The sequence below is a fragment of the Vibrio splendidus genome, assembly GCF_024347615.1.
GTDB lineage: Bacteria > Pseudomonadota > Gammaproteobacteria > Enterobacterales > Vibrionaceae > Vibrio > Vibrio splendidus.
Genome location: NZ_AP025508.1, coordinates 1138862 through 1163541, shown reverse-complemented (window position 1 = coordinate 1163541; position 24680 = coordinate 1138862). Strand labels below are relative to the sequence as shown.

The following is a 24680-nucleotide window of genomic DNA, read 5'->3' as shown; positions in this document are numbered from 1 at the left end:
AAACAAATCCTTTAATTTGGACATATTACCGAGAAGAACACTCTTCAATCGCCAGCAATAACAGGGAGTTATGGTGGAAAGTTTTAGTACTCAATTGCCCATATTTTGGTTTAAAACTTTAGATTCTGCTATTCAGGCTAGAATTGGAGACAGCAGCGATATCTGGTCGGGAGCAGAGGTCTATAAACAACTTTGCTCCGCCGAATCGATCTCGGCTTATCAGCTTCAAACCGCCATCACCAACATCTACCAACGCTTTGATCATGAACTGATCGACCTATTTGATGAGTCCGCTCGCTACTTCGATGAGCTTGAAATGGGCGCGCCGGTAATGGCCATGCTCACCGCGCCAGATCTCGCCAGCTTTTGCCAACTACTGAGTCGATATTCCATTCATATACATCCGCTACTGAAAATATTCAGCCGTGAAACAGAAAATGGTGAAGTCGAGCTTTGGGGCGTCACACCCGAGTACATTGACGAAACCACACTGATGACACACATCAGCTTGGGGCTCTATTTCAGTATTATGATCAAGCTCGTTCGCAGATACCTTAATGCGCCGAATCAAAAGCTCGCCATTCACATCCACAAGAACACCATCGGTGATGAGTTCTTGAGCATCTATGAGCGTGTCTTTAATGTTGAAATGAAAGAGGGCTTCCCCGCCCGCTACCTTCTATTTCCTAACGATCTTGTCCAGGCGAAACCTCGCCAATTCCAAGCTGACTTTCATGCAGAGTTAGTACGAATCGCCGATCAACAGGTGGAAAAAACGTTAAAAACCAACCTAATCTACAAAGTGAATGAAACGTTCAAGGTGCTCGCGGTGAAAGACACCAACCTAGATAGCGTAGCGAATAATCTTCACATCAGCCCTCGAACCCTGAATCGTAAGCTTAAACAACAAGGTGTGAGCTTTCGTCGTTTGTTCGATAAATACCGACTTGAGCTGAGCATGACGTTACTGAATCAAAACGACGGCAACATTACCTATGTGGCTCACGAACTTGGCTTTTCAGACTCGAGCGCATTCAGTCGAGCATTCAAAAATTGGACTGGGCACTCTCCTACTGAACTCAGGTCGTAATAGCAGATCTCGCACCCCATATCACTAAGCATCGAACGACATTGTTCTTACTTGGTTTTTTGTTCTTACATATTTTCGATTCTCATGTATTATGTGCGCCCATAATTGTATGACAAATATGTAGCGCCGTTTCTGTATGACCAAAGCCACCAACCACGCGATTTTGCTCTTAGTATTCGCCAACCTGCTCGCCTCCTTTTCAGACGTCTCACTAAAAGTGCTGAACGGTGAAGTGCCCACGTTCCAATATGTGTTTATCCGCCAGCTATTGAGCGTGATGTTGCTGCTCCCTTTTTGGCTAAAGCTACCCAAAGAGACGCGCATGCAAGGTGGTTGTCGCATCAATTTTTTGCGGGCTCAGTTCATCCTAATGGGAAGCGGCTGCGCAATGATTGCCATCACACACCTCACCTTGGCGACTGCAAATGCGATGTTCTATGTTGGGCCCATTCTTATGCTCCCGCTTTCTATTGTTTTACTGAAAGAGAAGCCGACATCATCAAAAGTGGTCGCGACACTGATTGGCTTCGTGGGTGTGTTAATCGTGTTGCGTCCAGAGCAATTTCACTGGGCCGCTATTGCGGGCTTAGGCAGTGCGCTCGCGATGGGTGTCGGCAATATTTTGATTAAACGTCTTCACGCAGAACAACACATTATCTCGACACTATTTTGGACCAGTGTGATGACTCTACCGCTGGCGTTGGCTCTTGCTCTGCCTGCATGGGCGGCGATTGAATGGCGTCATGTTGGGTGGATTATGGCAATCAACCTATTCGTTCTGGGGTACCATGCCCTTGTGGTGGTCGCTTATAAAAAAGCGCCAGCAAACCAAATTGCTCTCACAGAATATTCGGGGTTGGTGTTTGTGCCCCTATTTGGCGTGATGTGGTTTGATGAGATTCCAGACATGTTGACCCTTGTCGGCATCAGCCTGATCGTCATTCCTATGATGCCAATAAAATGGAAAAAGTACTTCAGCAGGTCAAATCAAACGGCGCTTGATGTAGAAGCCAATCAGCCTAAGCCTTAATCGTCGGCAGCATCATTACTGCGTATTTGGATCAACTGCATCTATGCTCAAAGAAGAGTAACACCGCAGAAGTTGGTCACTTTTAACCGAGCGGTGAAAGAGTGGTTGGAATAGAACAACACTTATACGCTGTGATTTTTTAGAACGCTAAATCTTTCAATTGGAGCGCTTCAGAGCGTGCCATTAATATCAGACTCAATCACAATGCTTTCAATAGCTAATAGGCTGACGTGTACTCGTCGATTTTGAAACACCCTCTCCCTCAAGTTGAGTCCATCACCCCCCTCTAGATTGACGACCGAGGGGGAGGACCTTCTTTGGCGCTGAATGGGCAACTGCACATGTCACGAAAGGCATTCATTTCCTTGCCGTTTCACCAACGAGTCATTTAGCTTACTTTTCCTCATGCTAACAGTGAACAATTATATGAGTAACGGTGAAAGCAACAATAGGGAAAGCAGCAATGTTACCATCGAAGGAATAGCGTCTTTCCATGTGTCAAATTTGAAATGAAAGAACATTGCGCCGATTGAAGTGAGTGTAATTAAACTCGCACCAAGAGCACTTACTAACAAATCCTCTGTGATCATACCCACTAGCATTCCTAAGGCGCCGGTCATTTCAACTAACCCAACAGCAAACATTGCAGCTCGATTGAGGCCATACTTATGAAAGAATGCTAGCTGCGGTTCGAATATGGCTTTTACCCATCCCAGTATTTTAATGGAACTTGCAAATAGAAAGAATACAATCAGCAACCCTTGAACAATCATCATATTTTTATCTCCGCATCAATTTAGTAGAACTCATTTAAGCATTCCAAATAGATAAGTAGTAGACTGGAATTTGACTTGTTATGATTCCCATTAGGAATGACTGTGGACAAAATTCAATGCCTAACTATTTTCACCCGTGTTGCTTTTCACGGCACATTTACGGCGGCTGCAAATGAACTCAATATTACTCAAAGTGCTGTTAGCAAGAAGATCGCTTGGTTAGAGGGTGATATTGGTATTACTTTGTTTCATCGTCATGCTCGCGCGATCAGTCTTACAAACAGTGGCAGACAATATTTGAAATTAGCAACAAGGTTGACGGAAGAGCTAAGTACATTTGAATCTCAACTCAGGAAAGAGCAAACACTAGTCTCTGGTACATTAAAGCTTTCTGTTCCCAGTGCATTTAGTGTGAAATTACTTTCGTCACCGCTCAATGAATTTATGAACTTGAACCCGAATTTAACCGTTGATGTATCCGTATCAGACAAGTTGATTAATTTAGTTGAAGACGATATTGATATAGCAATACGAGCTAGTTACCTCAAAGATTCAGGGTTAAAAGCCAAGTGGTTAATGGACAATGAGCTTGTCTACTTTGCGTCCCCTGACTATTTGACCAACCACCCATCGATTGTTAAAGCAAGTGATTTGAACCAGCACAAATGCCTCACCTATTCTTTGGTGAAACCATCAAATGTGTGGCGATTCGATGATGGAAAAGAAGAGCTAAAAATCAAAGTACATGAATGCATTAAGAGTGATAACCCTGAGATGTTGGTGAAGATGGCAAAGCTTGGCCTGGGTGTAACGGCAATGCCTAGATGGATGATAGAAGAAGAACTGAAATTAAATACGCTAAAATTAGTATTGGAACAATATCAACATGCCAAATTACCTATGTATATGATTTATAAAGATGTCGACCATCAACCTCAGAGTATTCGCTCCTTTATAAATTTTCTTTCAGACCATTTCTATCAAAATAAAAAATAGAGTTTGTAAGTTTCAAGACGAGTATATGTATCAATGCGAATTGCGATAGTGCCTAGGGCTTAACCCTGTTAAGCGTTTAAACATACGACTGAAATGGTTTGGGTGGTCGTATCCAAGACTAATGCTTATGTCGGTAATGTTCTGGTCTGAATGTAATAATGCATCTTTGGCTAAGCTTATTATAAGCTCATCCAATAACGCCGTATAAGTAACCCCTTCTTTACGTAGACGTCTCTTTAATGTCCGACTATGCAACCCACAAATCTCAGCCGAAAAATCCAAACTTGGCCTTCCTCCTGATAAGTAATGAGGTAAAACGTAACGTAATGCCGCCGAAATAGTTCGCATATTCTTACCTAGATCAGCTTCTGTTTGTGTGAATGCGTATCGAGGGTGATAGAAGTTGATATTGGTTTTTAGAGTATCCTCTGGTAATTCAATGCCAGTCACGCCACGTTCACTTATTAGTTGCAATCCATTGTTATTAAAAAGTGTCTTACAACGTTTATGTGTCTTCTCTTGATTATGGGGAGATTGCAGAAATATTCGTTTGGGTTGCCAAACTACTTGCGTCGTTGCGCTTATAAGTTCCTGAAACAACTTCAAGAGGTAACATTCAATGATTGATAAGTTTTCATTGTGAGGGAGCGTATGACGCACTAACCATTTGTTTCCCAATGTATCTAACAATGAAAATTGGCTATCGGGTGCACTGCGGAAAGTCTCATTGATGAAACAGGTTACAACCCCCTCAACGTTGGAAATATCGTCAAGTGGCAAGGCTTGCAGGATTTTTTCCGCATTTTTTTGCGCTACAACGCTGAGAAACTGAACCAGTTTTGCCTCAGTCAACTGATCTTCTAGTAAGTTAAAGACAGAGTAGACCCTCTCTGTAAGTATCACTCCATCGCCTTCATGTAAATTAAAGCTTTTTGGAAACAGTGCTTTATCTAACATGGCGTAAATATCCCAATGTGTCATTTCTAACGCTTCGAGAAAGGTACTAAATTGTGAATACTCCACTAAAGATAGATATTGTTTATTGTTGCTCATAGTTTTCAATCTAATCTTGCTGTCCCAAAATGGTATATTTTTTAGTGTAAGACAGCATATTCTTATTCACAACGAAGTAAGCATATAAACTTTCACAATGACAGAATCATCATCGAATTGTGAAATCACACCCTAGGGGGCAAAATGAAGCATAAAAACTTAGTCATTTTAATTACTGCACTTCTTTCATCATCAGCGTTAGCTCATGATATTGGTCATTCTCACGAGCATGTTGAAGGTGGATGGAATACGGATGCAGGTTTTGTCTCTGACGTTGATGTGAAGTCGAAACTGTGGAGCCCTCGCGGTAAATCTCAAGCTGAGATAGACAAACGTGCTGCATATATTGCCGCATTTTTTGACGCAGGAAGAACTGATGAAGAACGCAAGCAAGATGTCGCGATAAAAGCAAAATATAAAGATGCGATTGTGATTAATTCTTTGATGCCATCTGGCGTAGGTATTCAAGGCATTAAAGAGGAAAAATATGCACAAGCAGTAGCGAAAAACAGAGACAATCAAATCGATGTTATGTCTACAACCGTGTGGGCATTTGAAGGTGTTAATGATGAATCCTTCCAAACGACACTAGATAAAACAGACGCAGAGTCAAAAAAATTAGGTTTGGTTAAGGCTGACAGTGTAGAGGCAATCCGCAAAGCCAAACAGGATGGCAAAATGTCCATTATCTATAACACACAAGGCGCCGATTATATTATCGATGACATGAGTAAAGTCGAATGGTCACGTGATAATGGAATTATGGTCATGAACTTTACTTACAATAATGACAACGCACTCGCTGGTGGCGGTCAAAGTGATAAAAATCTTGGTGTTTCTGATTTAGGATCTAAGTTTGTTAAGTATGCAAACGAACAAGGCGTCGTTATCGATTGCTCTCATTCATCGGATCAAGCATGTATCGACGCTGCAAAAATTTCAACAAAACCTGTTATTGCCTCACATTCAAATGCCAAAGGCTTATATGACACCGGTCGTAACCTTTCGGATGACGCGATTAGAGCCATTGCTGCCAGTGATGGTGTGGCTTGTACTAATGGCGTTGGACTGTTCTTAAATGCAGAAGGTACAGCCACCATGAGTGACATTGCGGAACATGTTCAGTATGTGGGTGAGTTAGTAGGACGCGAACATACTTGTTATGGTTCTGACTATTCGCACATGTACGGTGACTTCTTAAAAGCCTTCATTGGTGTTGTAGACAAATACCCGCCGGAGAAAGGTTTTGGCGCTCCAACTCAAAATGCAGGTGGCGGTGATATTTGGGGTGTTGCTCGAGTATTAGAAGACAAATACGATTGGTCTGAAGAAGATATCAAAGGCTTCTTAGGTGAAAACCTAATGCGTGTTTATCAAGCCAATTGGTAAGTCGTCACTTGTTAGTTCAGTTTTGAAAGCTGATTTGATGCCAATAAAATGGAAGAAGTATTTCAGTAGGTCAAATCAAACGGCGCTTGATGTAGAAGCCAATCAGCCTAAGCCTTAATCGTCGGCAGCATCATTACTGCGCATCGAGCTAATCCACTTTCGACATATTCAAATTAGAAAAGGGACCGGTATTTCTACCCGTCCCTTTTTGTTTTCGTTTGTGTAATGCGTTACTTAAGCTTGAACACCAACACTTTGTTGTATGCCGTTACCATCAGTAAGTCTTGCTGTTTCCCGCCAATTTCTAGGTTGCTGATATGGCCCGCATCGATAGCAATGAAGTCTATTTGCTTACCGTCTTTATCGAACACACCCACGCCACCGTGCGCTGCAACAAATAGGTTGTCATCGACATCAACAGCGACGCCATCAACCATAGGTTCAGAGCCAGACTCCGCCTTCACCTGGGCAAACTGAGTCTTATTGCTGAGTGACTGTCCATCAACATCAAATCGGTATACCCAGCCATCAGATGTGTCGGCAACGTATAACGAAGATTCATCAGAAGAAAAAGCGATGCCGTTTGGTAACTTGAACTCTCCAGTGATCAACTTTAGATCACCATCTAAATAACGATAAACGCCATTAACCGGTTGCTCTGGTTCTGCCTTTGCTGGGCCGTAACCTTGGATACCAAACGGAGGATCGGTAAACCACACGCTGCCATCGCTGTTAACGGTTAAATCGTTAGGGCTATTAAGCAGCTTGCCGTTATACGTTGCAGCGACAATTACTTTCTCTCCGTTGCCCTCACGGTACGACAGCTTTCTATCATGGCGGGCCGCCCAAAGGTTGCCTTTGGCATCAATATCGAGGCCATTAGCATAGCCAGAATTGTCATCAAAAACGCTCAACTTGCCGTTAAGATCGTAAGAATAGGTTGTGTTATTTGGAATATCGCTAAACAAGAAACGTTGATGTTTCACATCCCATGTTGGGCCTTCAACAAAGCCAAATGAGTCTCCAACCAATGTTGGGTTGCTTTCTACAACAGAGGCAGCTGAAACATTCATAGAAGCAGCCATTGCAGCGGTAATAAGTAGTAATTTGTTCATTGTTCTTCTCCTTTCTGTTTACGTTTTGAATCTTAGTTTCTTGAAGGAGTGAGAAAAACAGTACAAAATGACTTCACTGTTTACTAAATGGTGTTAATGATGAATTTGATTTATATGCAGACCTTCTTGACTGTCGCCGAAGAGCAAAGCTTCACCAAGGCCGCTGAAGTATTGGATGTGTCAAAAGGTTTGGTGTCTCGGCATGTACAACGACTCGAAGAAACATTGAATTCTAAGCTGTTTCACAGAACGACTCGTTCTATCAGCCTCACGGAAGTGGGTGAAGAGTTGTATGCGAAAGCGAAGCAAATTCAACTATTAGCAACCGAAGCGGAAATGCGTGTCTTAGACATGACTCAGGAAGTGGCAGGCGATTTGAAAATTACCGCCCCGATAGAGTTTGGGCGTGCGCTTTGTCGTCATATCATCCCTACTTTCAAGCAAGAGTATCCAAAAGTGGATTTGATTCTCGACTTTGGGCCGATGAAAAAGAAGATAGAGTCTGGCGACTTTGACATTGCTTTCCGAGCTTACGATGAACTGCCTAATGATGTGATTGCCAACGATCTTGGGCATATCCGCAATGTTCTCGTTTGCAGTGCGGATTACGCATCAACTTACCCACTCGCCACCACCAAAGACATCCATAAATGCAGCTTCATTCTTAACAGTCAAAATGAACGTTGGAATCAGCTGGAGTTGATCAATGGCGAGCAAACCTACCATGTTGAAGTAACCGGAAGTGTTAGCTCGAATACTTACAGTTCAATTTTAGAGTTGGCGATGCAAGGGATAGGCGTCGCCAGCTTGCCGTTCTATCAAGTTGAAGAGCTGCTCAAACAAGGTGAGCTTATTCACGTGTTCCCAGAATGGTCGATAAAAGCCCAAAAGCTAAGCCTTATCTATGCTCAAAGAAGAGTAACACCGCAGAAGTTGGTCACTTTTAACCGAGCCGTAAAAGAGTGGTTGGAATCGAATAACGCTTATACGTTTAAGGACTTATCGAGCTAAGAAGACCCTAGCTCGATTTTGATTACTACCTCAAAGAAATTACCTAAATAGATTTAGAAATCAAATCTGCTTTAAGTAACCCTCCCTTTGTTAATAGCTTAGGAGAGAAATTAGGGTTTCTACGTTGTTTAAATGCTGCCAATATTTTCTGCAAGCCCTCGGCTTCTAACAAAGAAATATTGATATCTGTATCCATGTCAGCTGCATCGATAAAATCTTCGGAGAACTTTGGAGCAACAATCAATACTTGAGCAACTCTGTGCCCGTTGGCTTCACAACGCTTAACGTATGCCTTAACTTGACGAGAAGTCGAAGAATATTTCGAGAATTGCCCGTTCTTAAATGACTTTGCTTCACCAATAATAACATCATCATTTTCCAACGAGATAATGATGTCAGCTTTGTCTTTTGCTGTATTGATATCTTTTCTCAAATCTTCATCTACGTTCATTCCTAGCTGCTCTAAGATTGAACGAGTTGCTTCTTCAAATTTAACACCGATATCTGCTTCTTTGATATCAATCCCTGCAGATTGTAGTCCTTGAAGGTCACGACAAGCTAAGAGATGATAATTTTCAATTAAGCGATCATTTGCGCTAGCAAAGCTCTCAATGATCTGACTTCTTGGATTGCCGCGTCTCGGCAAGTTCATATCATTTCGAATAGTTTTTATTTCATCGTTACTGTAAAGATAAAGAATATCTAATGGTGTAATACTGAGAGCTTTTAAGCGTTCAGGGTCCAAGGTTTCCTTATTCTCAATCTCAAAGTCAGCACGGATTCTATCTTCAACACTAAGATCAGTCCGAGACAAAGCCTCTAACAACTCTTTATAACCACTTACACTAAGTAAATTAAACTCTTCGTCTTCTGATGCTCTTAAGTATTCAATCATCACATCGATACGGTCTTGAAGCCTTGTACCAATTCTTGAAATATCCAAATCCATATCTTCAATAAGTTGCTTGATGCGCTCTTTACGTTGGTTCTGGGTTGCATCTTCACTATGCAAATCTGTCATCAAAATACTTCTGATGGATAAACCTGAATGTACAATAGTTGTTATTTTATCCTGTCGCTCAACCCCTCGAATTTTATACCCATGGTTCTTAAGTATGTTGGATAGATCAGCGTCAGAGAAAGACCTTAAAATACGAAGTACATACTTATCGTGTAATTCCTTTCCTAGAACATCATGTAAAGATTCGATCACCTCATCGGCAACCATAACCTCAGCGCGGCGTCTATTGATAAGGATGATTCCATTTTCACGTAGGTACTCAAGCGAGTTTTCAATCCCTAGTTCTGGAATTGGATCCACTGAATGTTCAATAGCATGAATTTCTTCTCTTGAAAGCGCTAACCTTTCAGCTAATACATTTAAGATGCTTCTTTCATCTTCAGATATTTTTGCAGTGCGGTTAGATTTTAGATCATTATCAAACGCTGTCTTCATGCATTCACGATAGATATCTAAACGATTCAAGCGCTCAAAATCGATTGAATCATTATCTTCAATTTCTTTGATAAGACTTAAGCTTAAATCATTAATTTCTTTGTATTCTCTTGCGTAAAGACTCTCAATCCAAGGAATGGTTGCAATACAATTACCATCTCTTACGAGTATATTAATGAGCAAAGCGACTTGAGGCCCACCAACCGCAATTTGTTCTTTGAGGTGCTTTTTGAAAAAGGTTTGGATTAGGCTAAACAGTTGCGTTATTTCATTGCCTGACGCAGCTTTAAGCTGCCCATCAATTTTATCAAGTTGTTTTGCTAAATCAGGGTCATCTTTGATGTCTTGACATAACTTGTCTATACAGTTAACGAATTTTGAGCGTTCAACTTGATTTGTATGGGTTAGAACCTGATTTAATTTCATGAAATAGCCTGCTGAAATACATAGAGTAATCGATGGATAATAACTCCGCATTTATTGTAGGTATATCAGTCAATACTAATTTGTTAACTATGTCACCAGTTTAGTATCAAATAACCGAACAATCATCGATAACCGTCTTGATCCGCCAACTTATTCTCTTTATCAATCATTATCGTGGTTAGTAAAAAAACAAAAAGGGATTGGTATCTCTACCAATCCCTTCGCTACTTATTTATAAAGTAACGGCTCTTACTCTCTACAAACTCTCAATTGCTTTTTGTACCGCAGAGCCAATCTGACGCTTGCGCGAAGTGACAGCATGTCGCTTGTTGGTTCAGCGTTGAAAGCTGGTCTGATAACTTGATAGTCGCTTTCATCTACCCACCGTAAGTTTGCTTCTTTGTTCTTAGTGTCGGTGATGGAGAAGAACAGATGGTCTAGCCCGTTCTCTTCTTTGTAAGTCTTCATTGCTGCTAAAAGATCGTCATAGAGCGAGCATAGGGTCAGATAGAGTTTAAAAGTAGGTAGTGGTTAGGGGGGAATTGGTGATCTTAATTACACATCCCTGTGTAACGTATTCTGAATGTCAGCTGGCTTTAAAGCGCTTCATAAATTGACTAAAGCGTGGAATCAGGTTTTGCACAGTCGGCGCATCTGGAATCTCATTTACAAAAATCATAAAGCGCTGTGCTTTACTTTTATCACCTTGAGCAGTCCCTGCTAGTATTGCTTGAGCTAAAATTACATGCTCAGCAGTAACGTCCTTATTCGAAAATTCGTGAATCAACATAGAAAGTCCTAATAAGTATAAATACGGATATAATAACACAATATATTGATGTTTATATCGATAGCTTATGGCATTCATCAATGTCAGATTTGTGTAAAAACAATACTGAACAGTGAGCTTAGTGACTTTCCATACTTATGCTAATTCGTGATTTGCTAATACTTGGTTCTTCGAAACTCATTTATGTCCAGAAGCTTCGTAGGATGAATTTTTACCTTTGGCACTTCCTTTCTCGAAAGTGTCCCAAACGTTTCATTAGGTATGGCACGAGTAATACAACTAGCTAATGTGAAAAACAGGCACATTGCTCACCAAACAGCGATAAAAAAATTCGTTTCCAAATTTGAAATTGACCCAGTAAAGCGCAGTGTTATTTTTTGTTATTGGGGATCTACATGCCCAGAACAAGTATAGGACTGACCATCAACACCACGAATAGCGATCTGGTAGTTCAGCGCCAATCCATTGCCGACGATGTCTGACAGGCCCTCAGTTTCTGGATTGTTCATACGATCGTGGTACATCTGACAAACATGTTCTTCACCATGCCATTTTGATTGCACCTCTTCGATTCCATCAGCCTCGATGTCTACGCGAGCAACTCCATTTGTGCGCTTTGCTGCTTTGGTCGTGATGATCGTCGTCGTCATTGATGTATAACGGATACCATCGATTTTCGAACTGGCTTCGGTAAGTTGGTCGTGGTCTGCGTGTGTGATAATTGGGTCAGACACGAATACGTTCGCAGCCTTTACCTTTAAACTGGTACAGCCAGTAATTGTCATAAGTGTAAGTGCGATAGCTGTTAAACCAATGGTTTTGATTGAGGTCATTTCATTGTCCTGTTAGTCATTCTGTCTGGGATTTACTATAAACAATAAAACACTGTATTATTAGTTCGATCTATGAATACTAACTTACCGATAATGGAAGGCCGCGATTAGGATTGGTTACTTGTTTAAGGCTGCTCTAAGTCTAACTCTTCACGTGGTTGGTCGTGAATGTCCTTTGGGATTCGTATCATAAAGGGCTATGTTAGATCCGGGTTATCCATAAACTTTGTCAAATGAGAAAAAACGTAACTCAATTTTATCCAAATCTAATTCAGCACACCCAAAAACAAAAAGGGATTGGTATCTCTACCAATCCCTTCACTACTTATTTATAAAGTAACGGCTCTTACTCTCTACAAGCTCTCAATTGCTTTTTGTACCGCAGGGCCAATCTGACGCTTGCGTGAAGTGACGCCTTCTAACGTCAGCATGTCGCTTGTTGGTTCAGCATTGAAAGCCGATTTGATGACTTGATAGTCGCTTTCATCCACCCACAATAAATTAGCTTCTTTGTTCTTAGTGTCTGTGATAGAGAAGAAAAGATGATCTAAGCCGTTCTCTTCTTTGTAAGTCTTCATTGCTGCTAAAAGATCGTCTTTACGGTCAATCAGTTGTTGAGCCGTTAGCGTTTCAGCCACACCGATACCCACCTGTTTGCCACCGTATTTAAAGTTTTTGTAATCCAGCGTCAAAATGGTTTCAGAAGAAAGGTGACTGAGATCCGACTTAGCAATCAGCATCTGTTGGCCGAAATCTTCAATATCTGAAATACCTGCAACCTTCGCCAGCTTCTCTGCGTACTCACGATCATGCTCAGTAGTGGTTGATGATTGGAATACCACGGTATCAGAGAGAATTGCGCCTAAGCCTACACAAGCAAGGTGCTTAGGTAGTGTCACATCCAGCTTTTCAGCGTTATCAGCCAAAATTGTCGCTGCCGATCCCCAGCCTCGAATATCCATCTCGACGATTTGTGGTGTGTTAATTGGAGAGCCACCAATGGCGTGATGATCGACCACTGCCACAATGGATGCTTGGTCAATGGTTGGCGCTAGCTGAGTGACTTGGTTGAAGTCCACCAGCCCCACTCGATATGAAGAGTAATCTGTCTCTACGCGTGGTGATTCAGCATTACAGTAGTTCAAGATGAAGGTGGATTCTGGATTGATAGGCTCTGGTACTGTCGCTGTACCGCCATAGATATGAGCCGCGAGCATCGCAGACATTACCGTGTCGCTGTCTGGGCTTAGGTGCCCTGTCCATACGAGATCTTCACTGTTTTCATTGGCAGATTGTTGCAAGCTAAAAGCAAAACTTGCTGAACTGAAAGACATGATTACGGCGGCAACGACAGGTGCTGACGGATCCCCTCATAATTTCCCTAGTCCTGCGTTGTGTGTGAGCCTTTGATATTCGAACATTCCCCATTGATATTGGGATTCATTAATTTGATATCGCCGATGATTTCGTACCTCTCTCCCTAGACGAGGTATAGATAGAACTCGGCGGTGTTTAATGCTGTTGGCTTGGAAGTCAAAATGCCATTTGGCCTGTACTGCAATTAGGCCATTCCACCACATCAAGATTTCAGCGAGCAACGCAATAAGAAGCAGGATATCTAATCGCTTAGTACAGCGAGTTCTGTTGTGACGAAGTGCGATCCCATAGGCGCTACTCTTTAGATCGCGGAATGCCTGTTCTATCTGCATACGCTTGGCGTACAGATTGGTAATTTGTACTTCATTTAAGATATGTCTAGGGACATTCGTCGCGAGTAGCCACGGCTCCTTCGCACTGCGCTGGTAGAGATGTGTAGCGGAGTGTTTTTGGCTGGTTCTACTATGGCGCTGGGCTTTTCGGCCTTTTTCTAATCCCTTATAAACATAGGCTTCACAAGATATCGGTGATCTCTTTGCTAGTAAGCAGTGGCCAAGATATTTGGGTTTATGGACAGCGGTTGGATAAAAGGTTTTATTTGAGACCCAAGGTTTATGAGGTTGTTTGATTGATACTTCACCTCGGACACGACCTAACCAAAACCAGCCTTTCTCTTGAACTTGTCGGAACCAAGTATTTCGAAAACCCGCATCAGAAACGATGATTGGACTGGTTTTACTGGGTAAAATACTCTGCAATTTATCGAGGAATGTTTGGTGACTTTTCGGTGAATTATATTGGCCATACTCAAAAACTTGTTCAAAGATAGTGATGGCTCGACCATCAAGTGCAACGGATGCTCTTAACGTCATATAACGAAGTTGTTCACGAACATCAGACCAATCCACAAGGATCACAGGGCATGAGTTGACGCCCGTTATTAAGTAGGCATGCCATTTATAAATTAGGTCTTTTTCACGATGTAGTTGGCGATTTCCAAGCAGTCTATCAACGCGTTTAATCGCATGTTTTACCGTGGTATTAGTTTCCAGTTTGCGACCTAGTTTAGTCAGCGTTAAGTCTGAGCCGTCAAGTACACTTTTTGTAGCAAGTATCAGAGAACTAACGCGTTTTTTGTGAATGGAGGGGCATTGGTTTTGTATGGTTTGTTGTAGAATCTGAATGTCGCGCATTGTTAACCCACTTGTTCGAAATGTGTGTTCAGCGATATTCATTAGATCAAAGACGGCGATGCGCGTCTACCTCATTGTTTTTATGCCTGATTATGAGGGGATTCGCAAGCGACAGGTGTTAGCTTCACGGGTATTTCCTTATTTGGATTCGTTTTAGAACCCCATAAGCTAGCCATCAAAAATTTCAGAACCGTGTCACTAATATTTCAGATTTACTTCAGTTGGTAAGGAAATGTAATTTTCTCTAGGCTTTCACTGTTAATCACACCATAACTCAACTTAGATTAGGTTAGCTTTTCATTATTTCAATGATACTTAATGAAGCAATATTTCAACCATTAATTTTTCTGGATATAAAACCATCAACTCCAATTGTTAGAATTAGATAATCTTATTAAAAACTGATGATAGAAAGGATTAAAAAAGGCTGCAAAAGCAGCCTTGATAGATTTTTATGTTATTGCGTCTCAAACGGCAGAGTAGGTTTAACTTGAACAGTTAGCCTCTGACAAATCAGTTTCAGACGTACCACATTCCGTTTTATGGGTGCCATCTTTATAATTTGTGAGACGTTCCCAGCCCCCATCACTATTATGGCTTGTCATTACTTGAGTTGGATTTTCACCAAACTCATTCATTACACGAGACCAGAAATCTGCACCGTGCCCTTCCTCACTATAGAAGTCGGTATCAATCACATTACGAACTGAAGTTAAGTCAGATGCTGTAATGGTGTCGGTCACACCAATCAAGTGACTGAACCCACTATCGTTACCATCGTCATAACTATGCTCTGAATAACTAATAAGGTCAGAACCATCATAATCTTTAGTGACTAAAGCCTGAACCGTGAAAGTATTACTTAAAATAAGGCTGCTACAATCACTCCAGTCTCCAGCTTGACCATAGACAGTGTTACGAACACCTGACGAATCCTCAGAGATCGTTTCAAGCCACTCACTTACAGAACAACCATAGGCATTACCCGCAATTTCCATCGATACCGTTTTCTCAATATTTACACCGTCTCGAACCGTTGTTTCCATAGTATTCTTATCATGTAGCTGAACTTTATTATTAAGATCACCTGACATCTCATGAGTTTCTGACTCTAGGTTACCATTAGACATTTGCACGAATTGGTAGCGATACCAGACATCCTTATAGTTGTTATTAGAACTATCCCATTTGCCCATGAAGTATTCGACCCAAGCAAAGTCTGCTTCTGGGTATTGATTGATTAGTTCACGTGTATCTGCATATGACTTTTGTAATCCGGGAACAATATCTTGAGCGATTTGATGTACTTCATCATTACCAGACTCAATATAATCACCATACAATTCATCTACTGTGATGTTGTAGCGACGTGCAACGTGAAGTTCTTGCTCCGTTAAGCGTTCAGCAATGTCGTCTCTCAGCTCTTGTTCTTCTAACAAAGACTCACAAGAAAGCTCCTGAGAAGTGCTTTCGCGTAGCTCTTTTTCTACTTCATTCCAAACCACAGAGGTTAATGGTGTTAAGTTGTATAGCTGTTCATCTGTACTCAACGCATATTGAGGAGGTATCACCATCGTGTAAGCGTCTTCAATTGGCGTATCAGGAAAATCAGTATCGATAGCACCTTCTGGAACATCTACCACAATTGGAACGTATTGCGCGCACTCACGATAAGTTAATGGTATATCTAAACTAAAATCGCCCTGTTCTTTAGTGACAACATTAGGTTCATTGGCGTCTAGCTCGTTATTAAAATTTAAGTCGAGATAAACCATCGCCCCAATTATATAACCATCAATAACCTTCCCTGAAACTGTGGAAATATTGGAATCCCCTCCACTGTTGTCACTGCTGCTACCACTACTCCCACCGCAACCAACTAAGCCAGCAGCAAGCCCGCAAAGCACAAGCTTTTTCATTTTCATTTCGATCTATACCTAACGGTTAATATTATTATTGTTTTCAAAGTAGGCTGACACTTACTCATAAAGCAATATATAGATTTTCAATGCAACCATATGATGTATTGATCACATCGCGATAAAAATGAATGTAACTTTATCTAGTGCAATTATCTGATATTAATCATCTATTTATTACTACTTGAAACAAAGTTAAGAGTGGTTCCAAAACAAAAAAGGGTTGGCATCTTTGCCAACCCTTTCAGGTTCACTCAAGTGAACTACCTTCTCAATGCTAAATATGCTATTCATTCATCGAGTTCCAGATTCTGTTCCTCCCCTTTCCCACTACTGGTAAGGGATCGTAGATGTACACCAAGGGGAGGTTAGGAGGGGATTCTAGTGTTTATATCGAAAGGTATTACTATCATCAACAATCTCGATTTTAACAGGCACGGTGCCTTGTTTAACGTTGCCGATTTTTGCAAATGCCTTGTGCGACAGGTCGATCACTCTGCCTTTTACATAAGGGCCTCGATCATTAATTTTCACATCAACATACTTGTTATTGTCTGTATTGGTCACTCTCACGATAGTCCCGAATGGCAAGGTTTTATGAGCCGCAGTATTCGCATTCATATTATACGTCTCACCACTTGCTGTGAGCCTTCCATGGAATTTATCGCCATACCAAGAAGCTTTACCAACAAGAGCATGTGACTTGGCATATTCCTTTGTTTTAGAACTGCCGACAGCCGACGTTGAGGTGCATCCGGCTAATATCATAAGGATAAGAGCGGTAAAGATAATATGTAATTTTTTCATGTAATTTGTATGCGCTAATCTCTGCATGTTTCTCTATTTTCGTTGTTGTTGGTTAGCAATATAATGCTGAGTATAGTGACTGCTCAGCCAAGGCTACCATTCGGTATGATGACGGAATGTTTTCATGAACGACACTTTCTTCCGTCATATTCATGAAAGGTTTTATCGTCAAAACGTCAACTTTAACAACGTCTTAAATTTGTACATTTCTCAATCACCCGCATATAGATAAGCTACTGTTCCAAAAAATCCAAACAAAAAAGGGATTGGTATCTCGACCAATCCTCTTTAGGGGTGATTCGGTTGTTAGTTTGTTGCAGATAGGGCAATGCTATCCAAACTTACTAACCTATGATTAATGCATCTTGTTGTTAACGGTTATTAGAGAACCACTTAGATAAGTTTTATTCGGTTGGGTCAACTCCATCATCAAATCTGCCAAATCTACAGGATCTACCCAAGTAGAGTGGTCAGCCTCAGGAAGTGCTTGTCGATTTACTTCAGTATCAACAATGGTCGGCAACACCGCATTCACTTGAACATTAGATGAAGCCGCCTCTGCAGCTAAGCTTTCGACCAAAGCATTCAATGCTATTTTAGATGCCATGTAAGGTCCGAATCCTGCGTGTATGTTACGTGCTGTATCACGAGCGGAAACGAACATCATTGAACCTTTCCCTTGCGACTTCATTAATTTAAAAATTTCTCTTCCGAAGACAAACGCCGTCATAAAGTTCGCGTTCCATAAGTCAGACATTTTACTCACTTCCACATCAGTCCAATGACTCCAGATATAAATGCCAGAGCAATGAAAGTGAGCATCGATATGACCTAAGATTTTTGAAGCCTTAGCAGCAAGCGCTTGGCTTTGCACTTCATCCGTAAGGTCTCCAAGTAACACGGTCAGATGACCTGAATACTTATCTTCTAAGCTTTTTGCTCTTGCTTCATCTCCGATACGCCCAAAAGCGACGACACGGGTTCCGCTCGTAATGAGCTTCTCTATCAAATGTTGGGCTGTTACCGAAAAGCAGGCTGCGATAGTGGCTGTTTTAATTGCATTCATGATTATTGCTCGTTGTTGGTAATGATGTGGAGAATCATAAAGACAACAACCTAAGGTTTGAATCTGCCGAGAAGCAATTCAGTTTTGCTTTAAAAGCAATTAAGCTAACATTTAGTGACAGTTAAAGCATCAATGTCACCATACTGCGGCGCCAACCATCTTGTTTAGAAGGCTGCATTTTGAAAGAACTGAAACCGTCATTTAACGAGGAATACACATGAGCCTTTTCAATCGTCTTGCCTATTTCAACTGCGTGGTTGAACAAGGAAGTATCTCCAAAGCCAGTCGGATTTTTGATATTCAGCCCTCTTCTATCTCACGACAGCTCTCGGCGTTGGAAGAAGAACTCAATGTGCGACTGTTAGAGCGCTCGACACGCAACATAGGGGTCACTGAAGCAGGTCAATTGTTCTATCAATATTCCAAGCGAATTACGGGCGAGTTTGATGAAGCGAAACGAGTCGTCAACGCATTGCATCACTCACCAAGAGGAAGCCTCAAGATAAGCACCACCGTTGCGTTTGGAGAGAGCAAAATCTTGCCACTTATTCCTATCTTTCGGGCTGCCTTTCCTGAGGTAAACGTTGAAATTGAAATCACAGAAAGAGTGGTCGATTTAATCGAGGAAAATGTCGATATCGCTATCCGCAGCGGTCGATTGCCTGATTCGAATTTGATCGCTAAGAAGCTCGTCCAAAACAACTTTGTGCTTTGCGCCAGCCCCGGCTATTTAAGAAGAAACAAGGCTCCTCAACACGTTGAAGGTTTGGCAAAACACGACTGCTTGGTTTATGGCTATAAGGGTTGGCACGATTGGTTTGTATTGGATAGTAAGCCGCAAAAAATCGACATACCTTATTACATGGAAGTCGATTCAGTAAACGGGCAAAAGCAATTGATATCGAACGGTGGTGGTATTGCCCTGCTCCCACAATGGGCTATTGAAGAAGAACTTAAAATAGGTAAATTGGTACAATTGCTTCCTGAGTTTACGTTTAGCCCATGTAACTATGAAACCAGCACATACGCAATCTATCAAAACCGCCAGCTAGTTCCGAGCAAGGTTCGAGTGTTTTTGGATTTCCTCACTGAGCATTTCGGAACTGCTCTTTAGTTTTTGTATCTCGTACGTCAGCAGAAGGTATTTAGCTGATGACGATGTATAAGTCGAACCATGTCTATCATAACCAACCCAAAAAAGAAGATTGGTATCTATACCAATCCTCTTTAAGAGGTGTTTCGACTTTTCTGCCTTAAGCGCAATTGTCCGTAATCAGTCACCTACGCTTCTTCTCGGCTGTATAAGTTACGCTTTACTGGTTTGTACCGAACTTGCCACAGGCTTGGTTTTGTTTTCTGGAACCAAAGACATCAACCCGGTAATCAAAAGAGCAGCAACACCCGACATCGTGACTGGTGAGCCAAATATGCTTTGCACTAGCTTGGGGGCTTCTTTCAATAAATCCGGTACCAGCATTACCCCCAGTCCTAAACCTAATGAGATGGCAATCGTCATGATTCTGCGACGATCCAGCTTCTCACTAGCGATAATCTTGATGCCCGCCGCAGCAACCGTACCGAACATGACTAATGTCGCCCCACCCAACACAGGTTTTGGAATCGTCATCAATACCGCGCCTAAGATGGGAAATATGCCTAATAGAAAAAGAATCGCCGCAATGAAGTAGCCAATGTAGCGACTCGCAATCCCAGTAAAATGGATCACACCATTGTTCTGGCTGAAAGTCGTGTTTGGAAAAGTGTTGAATACTGCTGCAATAAGCGAGTTTACGCCGTCACCTAGCACGCCCGCCTTGAGTCGATTGATGTATTTTGGCCCCTTAACTGGCTGTCCTGAGAACATGCTGTTGGCAGTCAGGTCACCGGTTGTTTCAATAACGGTAATCAAGTAGATAAAAGCAATAGGGAGAAAGGCTTGCCAATCAAAAGCAAAGCCATATTTAAATGGGACAGGGATACTCAATAGCGGTTGAGATGCAAAAGAAACCATCGGCGCTTTGCCCATCAGAATAGCAACACCCCACCCTACAACCAATCCGACTAAAATCGACGACAGCCTTACCATGGTGTTGTTGCTTAGGTTAAGTGCCACTATGGTTCCGAGCACAATCGCACCCAACATCAGGTTGCTTCCAGAACCAAAACCTTCTGCGCCAACACCACCAGCGATATCAGTGACGCCAACTTTAATCAAAGAGACACCAATCGTCGTGATAACGATTCCGGTCACAACGGGCGTGATCACTACTTTGAGTTTTTCGATAAAGCGCGATAGGACTATTTCGACAAATGCACCAAAGAAGCAGACACCAAAAATGGTGGCGAGCATTTCATCCGGCCCACCTCCATTTGCTTTAACAAGAAAACCCGCACCTAACACAGAACCTAAGAACGCAAAGCTGGTCCCTTGGACACAGATCATCCCTGCGCCAACTGGCCCTATTTTTCTAGCTTGTATAAAAGTGCCAACCCCAGACACCATCAGTGCCATGCTGATCAAATAAGGGATGTGTTCACCCAACCCTAAAACACCGCCAATAATGAGCGTGGGTGTGATAATTCCAACAAAGCTGGCTAATACATGCTGCAGCGCCGCGTAACTGGCTGCTTTGACTGATGGTCGATCGTCTAATCCGTAGATCAATTCACTGTTCTGTTCCATGTGACTTCCTTTATGTATTTTTTATTGTATACAATTTACATAAAGGCAATAGAGCAACATATATGCCAATGGTTTAACATCATATTTATCAATCAGTTAAGTTTTCAATCAGTCCAACGTTGCACTATAGAGCAACAATGTCGGCTTGTTTTAGTGCAACCGATAGTTTATCCGATGTTCCCAAATTTAGCCCTACAGACACAAAAAAAGGATTGGTATCGCTACCAATCCTCTTTAGGGGGTGTTTCGGTTTTTCTACCTATGGAAGGCAGTAACGCTATTACTCGTAATCAGTCGCGTAGGTGTCTTCGTATGTGTGCGAGTAAAATTCGAATAGGTTGCCAAACGGGTCTTCTAGGTAAACCATTTGCGCTTGTTTTAGTTCGTCTTCTGGGTGGTAACGCATGATGTCCATACGAACCTTACCGCCAAACTCTTCAACGCGCTTAATCGCTGAATGAAACTGCTCTTTTGGAAGCTGTAGACAGAAGTGGAAGATGCCTAGACGAGAGAAGTCTACTTCGTGACGCTCTTGGCGATCTTTCATTTCGAACAACTCAACACCGATGCCATCAGATGTTACTAGGTGTGCAATGTTGAAGCCTTTGAAGCCTTCGCCAAATACTGCGATACACATACGGCCGATTGCTGATTCACGCTCTTCCACAACCTTAGTGTTGTTCATTACGATTCTTAGACCCAGAGCTTTCGTATAAAACTCAACGGCTTTGTCCATATCGCCAACCATGATGCCTACGTGATTCATTTTCATAACTTGCTCCAAATTCGTTTTTAATTCTGTGCGTTTCGAAGACTGGCTTCGATGTTTCGTTTCGATGGAGAGAGTATATGGAGATGTGACGATTAACTGAAATTATCATAAATTATATTAATGATAATTTTTTGTTATTTACAGATTGGTATAACAACTCAACTCAACTCGCGTAAAGAAACCGTACTTCCCCTTACCTACATAGATACTGAACCAAATACTGCTTACCTAAATAGAGAACAACCTAAAAAGCATAGCTACTCAAATTGGGGGTGCTGATGTTTGATGGCTTTTGTTAATCGTTTTTGTTGATAGCTTTTACCGATAGTCCTTTCCTTTCGAAGATAGGATTTGCCTATTGAATCTATAGAAATGTCCGATTTCACTAATTTTCGGTGCGAATGCAATATATCTCCATCGACGCGGGATAGCGTTAAACACTACAAATTAGAAAGAGAGTCGAATCATGATCAACACAGAAATCAAACCATTCAACGCAACAGCATTCAAAAACGGCGAATTCGTAGAAATCACTGAGCAAGACGTTAAAGGCAAGTGGGCTGTATTCTTCTTCTACCCAGCAGACTTCACGTTTGTATGTCCAACTGAGCTAGTTGACCTACAAGACAAATACGCAGAGCTTCAATCTCGCGGCGTAGAAGTTTACTCAGTATCAACTGATACGCACTTCTCTCACAAAGCATGGCACGATACTTCTGACAAAATCGGCACTATCGAATACTTCATGGTAGGCGACCAAACAGGCAACATCACAAATAACTTCAACGTTATGCGTGAAGGTCAGGGCCTTGCAGACCGTGCAACGTTCCTAATCGACCCTGAAGGCGTTATCCAAGCAATGGAAATCACTGCTGAAGGTATCGGCCGTGACGCTGAAGACCTACTACGCAAGGTTAAAGCAGCGCAATACGTAGCCGCTCACCCAGGTGAAGTTTGCCCAGCTAAATGGAAAGAAGGCGAAGAGACTCTAGCGCCATCTCTAGACCTAGTAGGCAAGATTTAATCTAAGCCTAGTTCAAACAAGAACAGCTAAGAAATAGCAAGTAAAACAGAACAGTTAAACAGTTCTACAGGCGCGCTTCGGCCCCCTCCTAAAGGGCAGTTGCGCGCCACCCTTTCAAAACATCAACACCACAATATTTGCCGACTTGCGCCCCCTTTTTATTTTCCTTTTTCAGCAAGAAGGTATTGGTCAATACCAAGACACAGAATTTAAGAGCAGGCACGATTATGTTAGATCAAGCAATGAAGCAGCAGCTAAAAGCATACCTAGAAAACCTAAAAACCAATGTTCAGTTAGTCCTTAGCCTAGATGACAGCGACACCGCGAACAAACTTCAAGATCTGGCGAATGATATCGCCTCTCTCACCGACAAAATTGAAGTAGTTCGAGATGATAGCGCAAGCACTCGCCGCCCTATCATGCAGGTAGTAAACCAAGAGAAAGGCACCGCGATCGGTTTTGCCGGTTTGCCAATGGGTCACGAATTTACGTCACTGGTTCTAGCACTGCTTCATAGTGGTGGTCACCCTATCAAGCTTGAAGCGGACGTAATCGAGCAAATTAAAGAACTCGATCAAGAGCTTAATGTAGAAATTTTCATCTCTCTATCGTGCCAAAACTGTCCAGAGGTGGTTCAAGCCTTCAACATGATGTCGGCGATTAACCCTCTGGTTAAGACAACGATGATTGATGGCGCAGCATTCCAAGACGAAGTGAAGTCTCGCGACATCATGGCAGTACCAAGCGTGTTCGTTAATGGTGAGCTATTTGGTCAAGGTCGTATGTCTCTGGCAGAAATCCTCAACAAAGTCGATTCAGGCGCAGCAGAAAAGAAAGCGGCCAACCTAAACGAACAAGCACCGTTTGATGTATTGGTTGTCGGTGGTGGCCCTGCGGGATCTTCAGCGGCTATCTACGCAGCACGTAAAGGCATTCGTACCGGTGTGGTTGCAGACCGATTCGGTGGCCAAGTGATGGATACGATGGCGATTGAGAACTTTATCTCCGTGAAAGCGACGACAGGTCCTAAGCTAGTCGCTAGCCTTGAAGAGCACGTAAAAGAGTACGGTGTTGAGATAATGACTGAGCAGCGCGCTGCGAACATCATCGCAGCCGAAGACACAGAAGACGGTTACATCCACGTTGAGCTAGAGAGCGGCGCAACATTACGATCTCGCACGGTTATCACAAGTACTGGTGCTCGCTGGCGTGAAATGAACGTTCCGGGTGAGCAAGACTACCGCAACAAAGGCGTCGCTTACTGCCCACACTGTGACGGCCCTTTATTCAAAGGTAAGAAAACAGCGGTTATTGGTGGTGGTAACTCAGGCATTGAAGCGGCAATTGATTTAGCGGGTATCGTTGAACACGTAACCGTACTTGAATTTGCAGACACATTGCGTGCCGACCAAGTGCTTATCGACAAAGCAAACGCAACACCAAACATCGAAATCATCAAGATGGCACAAACCACACAAGTGATTGGTGATGGAAACCGTGTAACCGGTCTGGAATACAAAGACCGCAATACGGATGAACTTAAACAGATCGAACTCGCGGGTATCTTTGTTCAAATCGGCCTAATGCCAAACAGCGAATGGTTGAAGGGTTCGAAAGTTGAGCTGTCACCACGCGGTGAAATTGAAATTAACGCTCATGGCGCAACATCGATGAAAGGTGTGTTTGCGGCGGGTGATGTAACAACCGTACCTTACAAACAGATCATCATTGCGATGGGTGAAGGTGCGAAAGCAAGTTTAGGCGCATTTGACCACCTAATCCGTAACTCAGCTCCAGTTAAAGAGGCTGAAACGGCTTAACCTTTAAACCTAAAACTTAAAACTTAAAACTTAAAAGCTTCTAGGCATAAATGC

The 24680-nt window shown here is 42.3% G+C and carries 21 protein-coding genes and 1 pseudogene; 8 read left to right on the top strand and 14 right to left on the bottom strand.

Annotated features, from left to right (window positions below; genetic code table 11):
* Positions 1-70: 70 nt before the first annotated feature.
* The gene (locus OCU90_RS05240) at positions 71-1090 is read left to right on the top strand and encodes a helix-turn-helix domain-containing protein (protein ID WP_061022745.1); all 1020 of its coding nucleotides are present in this window, start codon (positions 71-73) and stop codon (positions 1088-1090) included.
* Between the two features lie 136 nt (positions 1091-1226).
* A complete protein-coding gene (locus OCU90_RS05235) occupies positions 1227-2120 on the top strand; it encodes a DMT family transporter (RefSeq protein WP_061022747.1) in 894 nt (297 codons plus the stop codon).
* A 422-nt stretch (positions 2121-2542) separates the two neighbouring features.
* Here OCU90_RS05235 and OCU90_RS05230 read toward each other — a convergent pair whose 3' ends face one another.
* On the bottom strand, positions 2543-2896 hold the full coding sequence (locus OCU90_RS05230) for a DoxX family protein (RefSeq protein WP_017084621.1): 354 nt from the start codon (positions 2894-2896) through the stop codon (positions 2543-2545).
* A 102-nt stretch (positions 2897-2998) separates the two neighbouring features.
* Between OCU90_RS05230 and OCU90_RS05225 the strand changes: the two genes are divergently transcribed.
* Positions 2999-3892 carry a LysR family transcriptional regulator gene (locus OCU90_RS05225; RefSeq protein WP_017084620.1) on the top strand — a complete coding sequence of 298 codons (894 nt, stop codon included), beginning with the start codon at positions 2999-3001 and terminating at the stop codon, positions 3890-3892.
* A 30-nt stretch (positions 3893-3922) separates the two neighbouring features.
* Here the strand turns inward: OCU90_RS05225 and OCU90_RS05220 are convergent, their stop codons facing one another.
* Positions 3923-4945 carry a helix-turn-helix domain-containing protein gene (locus OCU90_RS05220; protein ID WP_061022749.1) on the bottom strand — a complete coding sequence of 341 codons (1023 nt, stop codon included), beginning with the start codon at positions 4943-4945 and terminating at the stop codon, positions 3923-3925.
* A 144-nt stretch (positions 4946-5089) separates the two neighbouring features.
* Between OCU90_RS05220 and OCU90_RS05215 the strand changes: the two genes are divergently transcribed.
* The gene (locus OCU90_RS05215) at positions 5090-6334 is read left to right on the top strand and encodes a dipeptidase (protein WP_054543096.1); all 1245 of its coding nucleotides are present in this window, start codon (positions 5090-5092) and stop codon (positions 6332-6334) included.
* A gap of 230 nt (positions 6335-6564) precedes the next feature.
* Here OCU90_RS05215 and OCU90_RS05210 read toward each other — a convergent pair whose 3' ends face one another.
* Positions 6565-7449 carry an SMP-30/gluconolactonase/LRE family protein gene (locus OCU90_RS05210; RefSeq protein ID WP_061022751.1) on the bottom strand — a complete coding sequence of 295 codons (885 nt, stop codon included), beginning with the start codon at positions 7447-7449 and terminating at the stop codon, positions 6565-6567.
* 99 nt (positions 7450-7548) lie between these two features.
* Between OCU90_RS05210 and OCU90_RS05205 the strand changes: the two genes are divergently transcribed.
* Positions 7549-8460, top strand: a complete 912-nt coding sequence (locus OCU90_RS05205; protein ID WP_061022754.1) for a LysR family transcriptional regulator — start codon at positions 7549-7551, stop codon at positions 8458-8460.
* A gap of 43 nt (positions 8461-8503) precedes the next feature.
* Here the strand turns inward: OCU90_RS05205 and OCU90_RS05200 are convergent, their stop codons facing one another.
* The 9 genes and pseudogenes from OCU90_RS05200 to OCU90_RS05160 form a co-directional block, all read right to left on the bottom strand.
* Complete coding sequence (locus OCU90_RS05200; protein WP_050652327.1) at positions 8504-10342, bottom strand: hypothetical protein; 1839 nt, start codon at positions 10340-10342, stop codon at positions 8504-8506.
* Between the two features lie 256 nt (positions 10343-10598).
* A pseudogene (locus OCU90_RS05195) lies at positions 10599-10828 on the bottom strand (DHHA2 domain-containing protein); the annotation flags it as partial.
* A 100-nt stretch (positions 10829-10928) separates the two neighbouring features.
* Positions 10929-11132 (bottom strand): hypothetical protein, encoded by a 204-nt coding sequence (locus OCU90_RS05190; protein ID WP_004736343.1) that lies wholly within the window; start codon positions 11130-11132, stop codon positions 10929-10931.
* Positions 11133-11512: 380 nt separating this feature from the next.
* Positions 11513-11965 carry a hypothetical protein gene (locus OCU90_RS05185; RefSeq protein ID WP_061022756.1) on the bottom strand — a complete coding sequence of 151 codons (453 nt, stop codon included), beginning with the start codon at positions 11963-11965 and terminating at the stop codon, positions 11513-11515.
* Positions 11966-12318: 353 nt separating this feature from the next.
* Positions 12319-13299, bottom strand: coding sequence for a manganese-dependent inorganic pyrophosphatase (locus OCU90_RS05180; protein ID WP_061022759.1), 981 nt, complete (start codon positions 13297-13299; stop codon positions 12319-12321).
* A 36-nt stretch (positions 13300-13335) separates the two neighbouring features.
* Positions 13336-14535: an IS4 family transposase gene (locus OCU90_RS05175; protein ID WP_061022833.1), complete on the bottom strand. Its 1200-nt coding sequence runs from the start codon at positions 14533-14535 to the stop codon at positions 13336-13338.
* Positions 14536-15020: 485 nt separating this feature from the next.
* Positions 15021-16460 carry a hypothetical protein gene (locus tag OCU90_RS05170; protein WP_061022761.1) on the bottom strand — a complete coding sequence of 480 codons (1440 nt, stop codon included), beginning with the start codon at positions 16458-16460 and terminating at the stop codon, positions 15021-15023.
* Positions 16461-16835: 375 nt separating this feature from the next.
* On the bottom strand, positions 16836-17288 hold the full coding sequence (locus OCU90_RS05165) for a septal ring lytic transglycosylase RlpA family protein (protein ID WP_017084611.1): 453 nt from the start codon (positions 17286-17288) through the stop codon (positions 16836-16838).
* A 328-nt stretch (positions 17289-17616) separates the two neighbouring features.
* Positions 17617-18327: an SDR family oxidoreductase gene (locus tag OCU90_RS05160; RefSeq protein WP_061022763.1), complete on the bottom strand. Its 711-nt coding sequence runs from the start codon at positions 18325-18327 to the stop codon at positions 17617-17619.
* 217 nt (positions 18328-18544) lie between these two features.
* On the opposite strand from OCU90_RS05160, the gene OCU90_RS05155 reads away from it, so the two are divergent.
* Positions 18545-19441, top strand: a complete 897-nt coding sequence (locus OCU90_RS05155) for a LysR family transcriptional regulator (protein WP_061022765.1) — start codon at positions 18545-18547, stop codon at positions 19439-19441.
* A 192-nt stretch (positions 19442-19633) separates the two neighbouring features.
* Here OCU90_RS05155 and OCU90_RS05150 read toward each other — a convergent pair whose 3' ends face one another.
* Together OCU90_RS05150 and OCU90_RS05145 are read right to left on the bottom strand one after the other, a co-directional pair.
* Positions 19634-21010 (bottom strand): uracil-xanthine permease family protein, encoded by a 1377-nt coding sequence (locus OCU90_RS05150; RefSeq protein WP_061022767.1) that lies wholly within the window; start codon positions 21008-21010, stop codon positions 19634-19636.
* A gap of 280 nt (positions 21011-21290) precedes the next feature.
* Positions 21291-21782, bottom strand: a complete 492-nt coding sequence (locus tag OCU90_RS05145; protein WP_061022768.1) for a VOC family protein — start codon at positions 21780-21782, stop codon at positions 21291-21293.
* 466 nt (positions 21783-22248) lie between these two features.
* On the opposite strand from OCU90_RS05145, the gene ahpC reads away from it, so the two are divergent.
* Entirely contained in the window at positions 22249-22806 is a 558-nt protein-coding gene (gene ahpC / locus OCU90_RS05140; RefSeq protein ID WP_017078889.1) for an alkyl hydroperoxide reductase subunit C, read from the top strand.
* Positions 22807-23033: 227 nt separating this feature from the next.
* Entirely contained in the window at positions 23034-24626 is a 1593-nt protein-coding gene (ahpF, locus tag OCU90_RS05135) for an alkyl hydroperoxide reductase subunit F (RefSeq protein ID WP_061022770.1), read from the top strand.
* The last annotated feature ends 54 nt before the right edge of the window (positions 24627-24680 follow it).

What these genes read in the sequence shown, in the direction of transcription:
- OCU90_RS05215 (WP_054543096.1), top strand. Translation starts at nt 5,090, where the DNA reads ATGAAGCATAAAAACTTAGTCATTTTAATTACTGCACTTCTTTCATCA.
- OCU90_RS05200 (WP_050652327.1), bottom strand. Translation starts at nt 10,342, where the DNA reads ATGAAATTAAATCAGGTTCTAACCCATACAAATCAAGTTGAACGCTCA.
- OCU90_RS05240 (WP_061022745.1), top strand. Translation starts at nt 71, where the DNA reads ATGGTGGAAAGTTTTAGTACTCAATTGCCCATATTTTGGTTTAAAACT.
- OCU90_RS05150 (WP_061022767.1), bottom strand. Translation starts at nt 21,010, where the DNA reads ATGGAACAGAACAGTGAATTGATCTACGGATTAGACGATCGACCATCA.
- OCU90_RS05210 (WP_061022751.1), bottom strand. Translation starts at nt 7,449, where the DNA reads ATGAACAAATTACTACTTATTACCGCTGCAATGGCTGCTTCTATGAAT.
- OCU90_RS05180 (WP_061022759.1), bottom strand. Translation starts at nt 13,299, where the DNA reads ATGTCTTTCAGTTCAGCAAGTTTTGCTTTTAGCTTGCAACAATCTGCC.
- OCU90_RS05235 (WP_061022747.1), top strand. Translation starts at nt 1,227, where the DNA reads ATGACCAAAGCCACCAACCACGCGATTTTGCTCTTAGTATTCGCCAAC.
- OCU90_RS05220 (WP_061022749.1), bottom strand. Translation starts at nt 4,945, where the DNA reads ATGAGCAACAATAAACAATATCTATCTTTAGTGGAGTATTCACAATTT.
- OCU90_RS05205 (WP_061022754.1), top strand. Translation starts at nt 7,549, where the DNA reads ATGAATTTGATTTATATGCAGACCTTCTTGACTGTCGCCGAAGAGCAA.
- OCU90_RS05160 (WP_061022763.1), bottom strand. Translation starts at nt 18,327, where the DNA reads ATGAATGCAATTAAAACAGCCACTATCGCAGCCTGCTTTTCGGTAACA.
- OCU90_RS05190 (WP_004736343.1), bottom strand. Translation starts at nt 11,132, where the DNA reads ATGTTGATTCACGAATTTTCGAATAAGGACGTTACTGCTGAGCATGTA.
- OCU90_RS05170 (WP_061022761.1), bottom strand. Translation starts at nt 16,460, where the DNA reads ATGAAAATGAAAAAGCTTGTGCTTTGCGGGCTTGCTGCTGGCTTAGTT.
- OCU90_RS05230 (WP_017084621.1), bottom strand. Translation starts at nt 2,896, where the DNA reads ATGATGATTGTTCAAGGGTTGCTGATTGTATTCTTTCTATTTGCAAGT.
- OCU90_RS05155 (WP_061022765.1), top strand. Translation starts at nt 18,545, where the DNA reads ATGAGCCTTTTCAATCGTCTTGCCTATTTCAACTGCGTGGTTGAACAA.
- ahpF (WP_061022770.1), top strand. Translation starts at nt 23,034, where the DNA reads ATGTTAGATCAAGCAATGAAGCAGCAGCTAAAAGCATACCTAGAAAAC.
- OCU90_RS05165 (WP_017084611.1), bottom strand. Translation starts at nt 17,288, where the DNA reads ATGCAGAGATTAGCGCATACAAATTACATGAAAAAATTACATATTATC.
- OCU90_RS05185 (WP_061022756.1), bottom strand. Translation starts at nt 11,965, where the DNA reads ATGACCTCAATCAAAACCATTGGTTTAACAGCTATCGCACTTACACTT.
- OCU90_RS05175 (WP_061022833.1), bottom strand. Translation starts at nt 14,535, where the DNA reads ATGCGCGACATTCAGATTCTACAACAAACCATACAAAACCAATGCCCC.
- OCU90_RS05145 (WP_061022768.1), bottom strand. Translation starts at nt 21,782, where the DNA reads ATGAAAATGAATCACGTAGGCATCATGGTTGGCGATATGGACAAAGCC.
- ahpC (WP_017078889.1), top strand. Translation starts at nt 22,249, where the DNA reads ATGATCAACACAGAAATCAAACCATTCAACGCAACAGCATTCAAAAAC.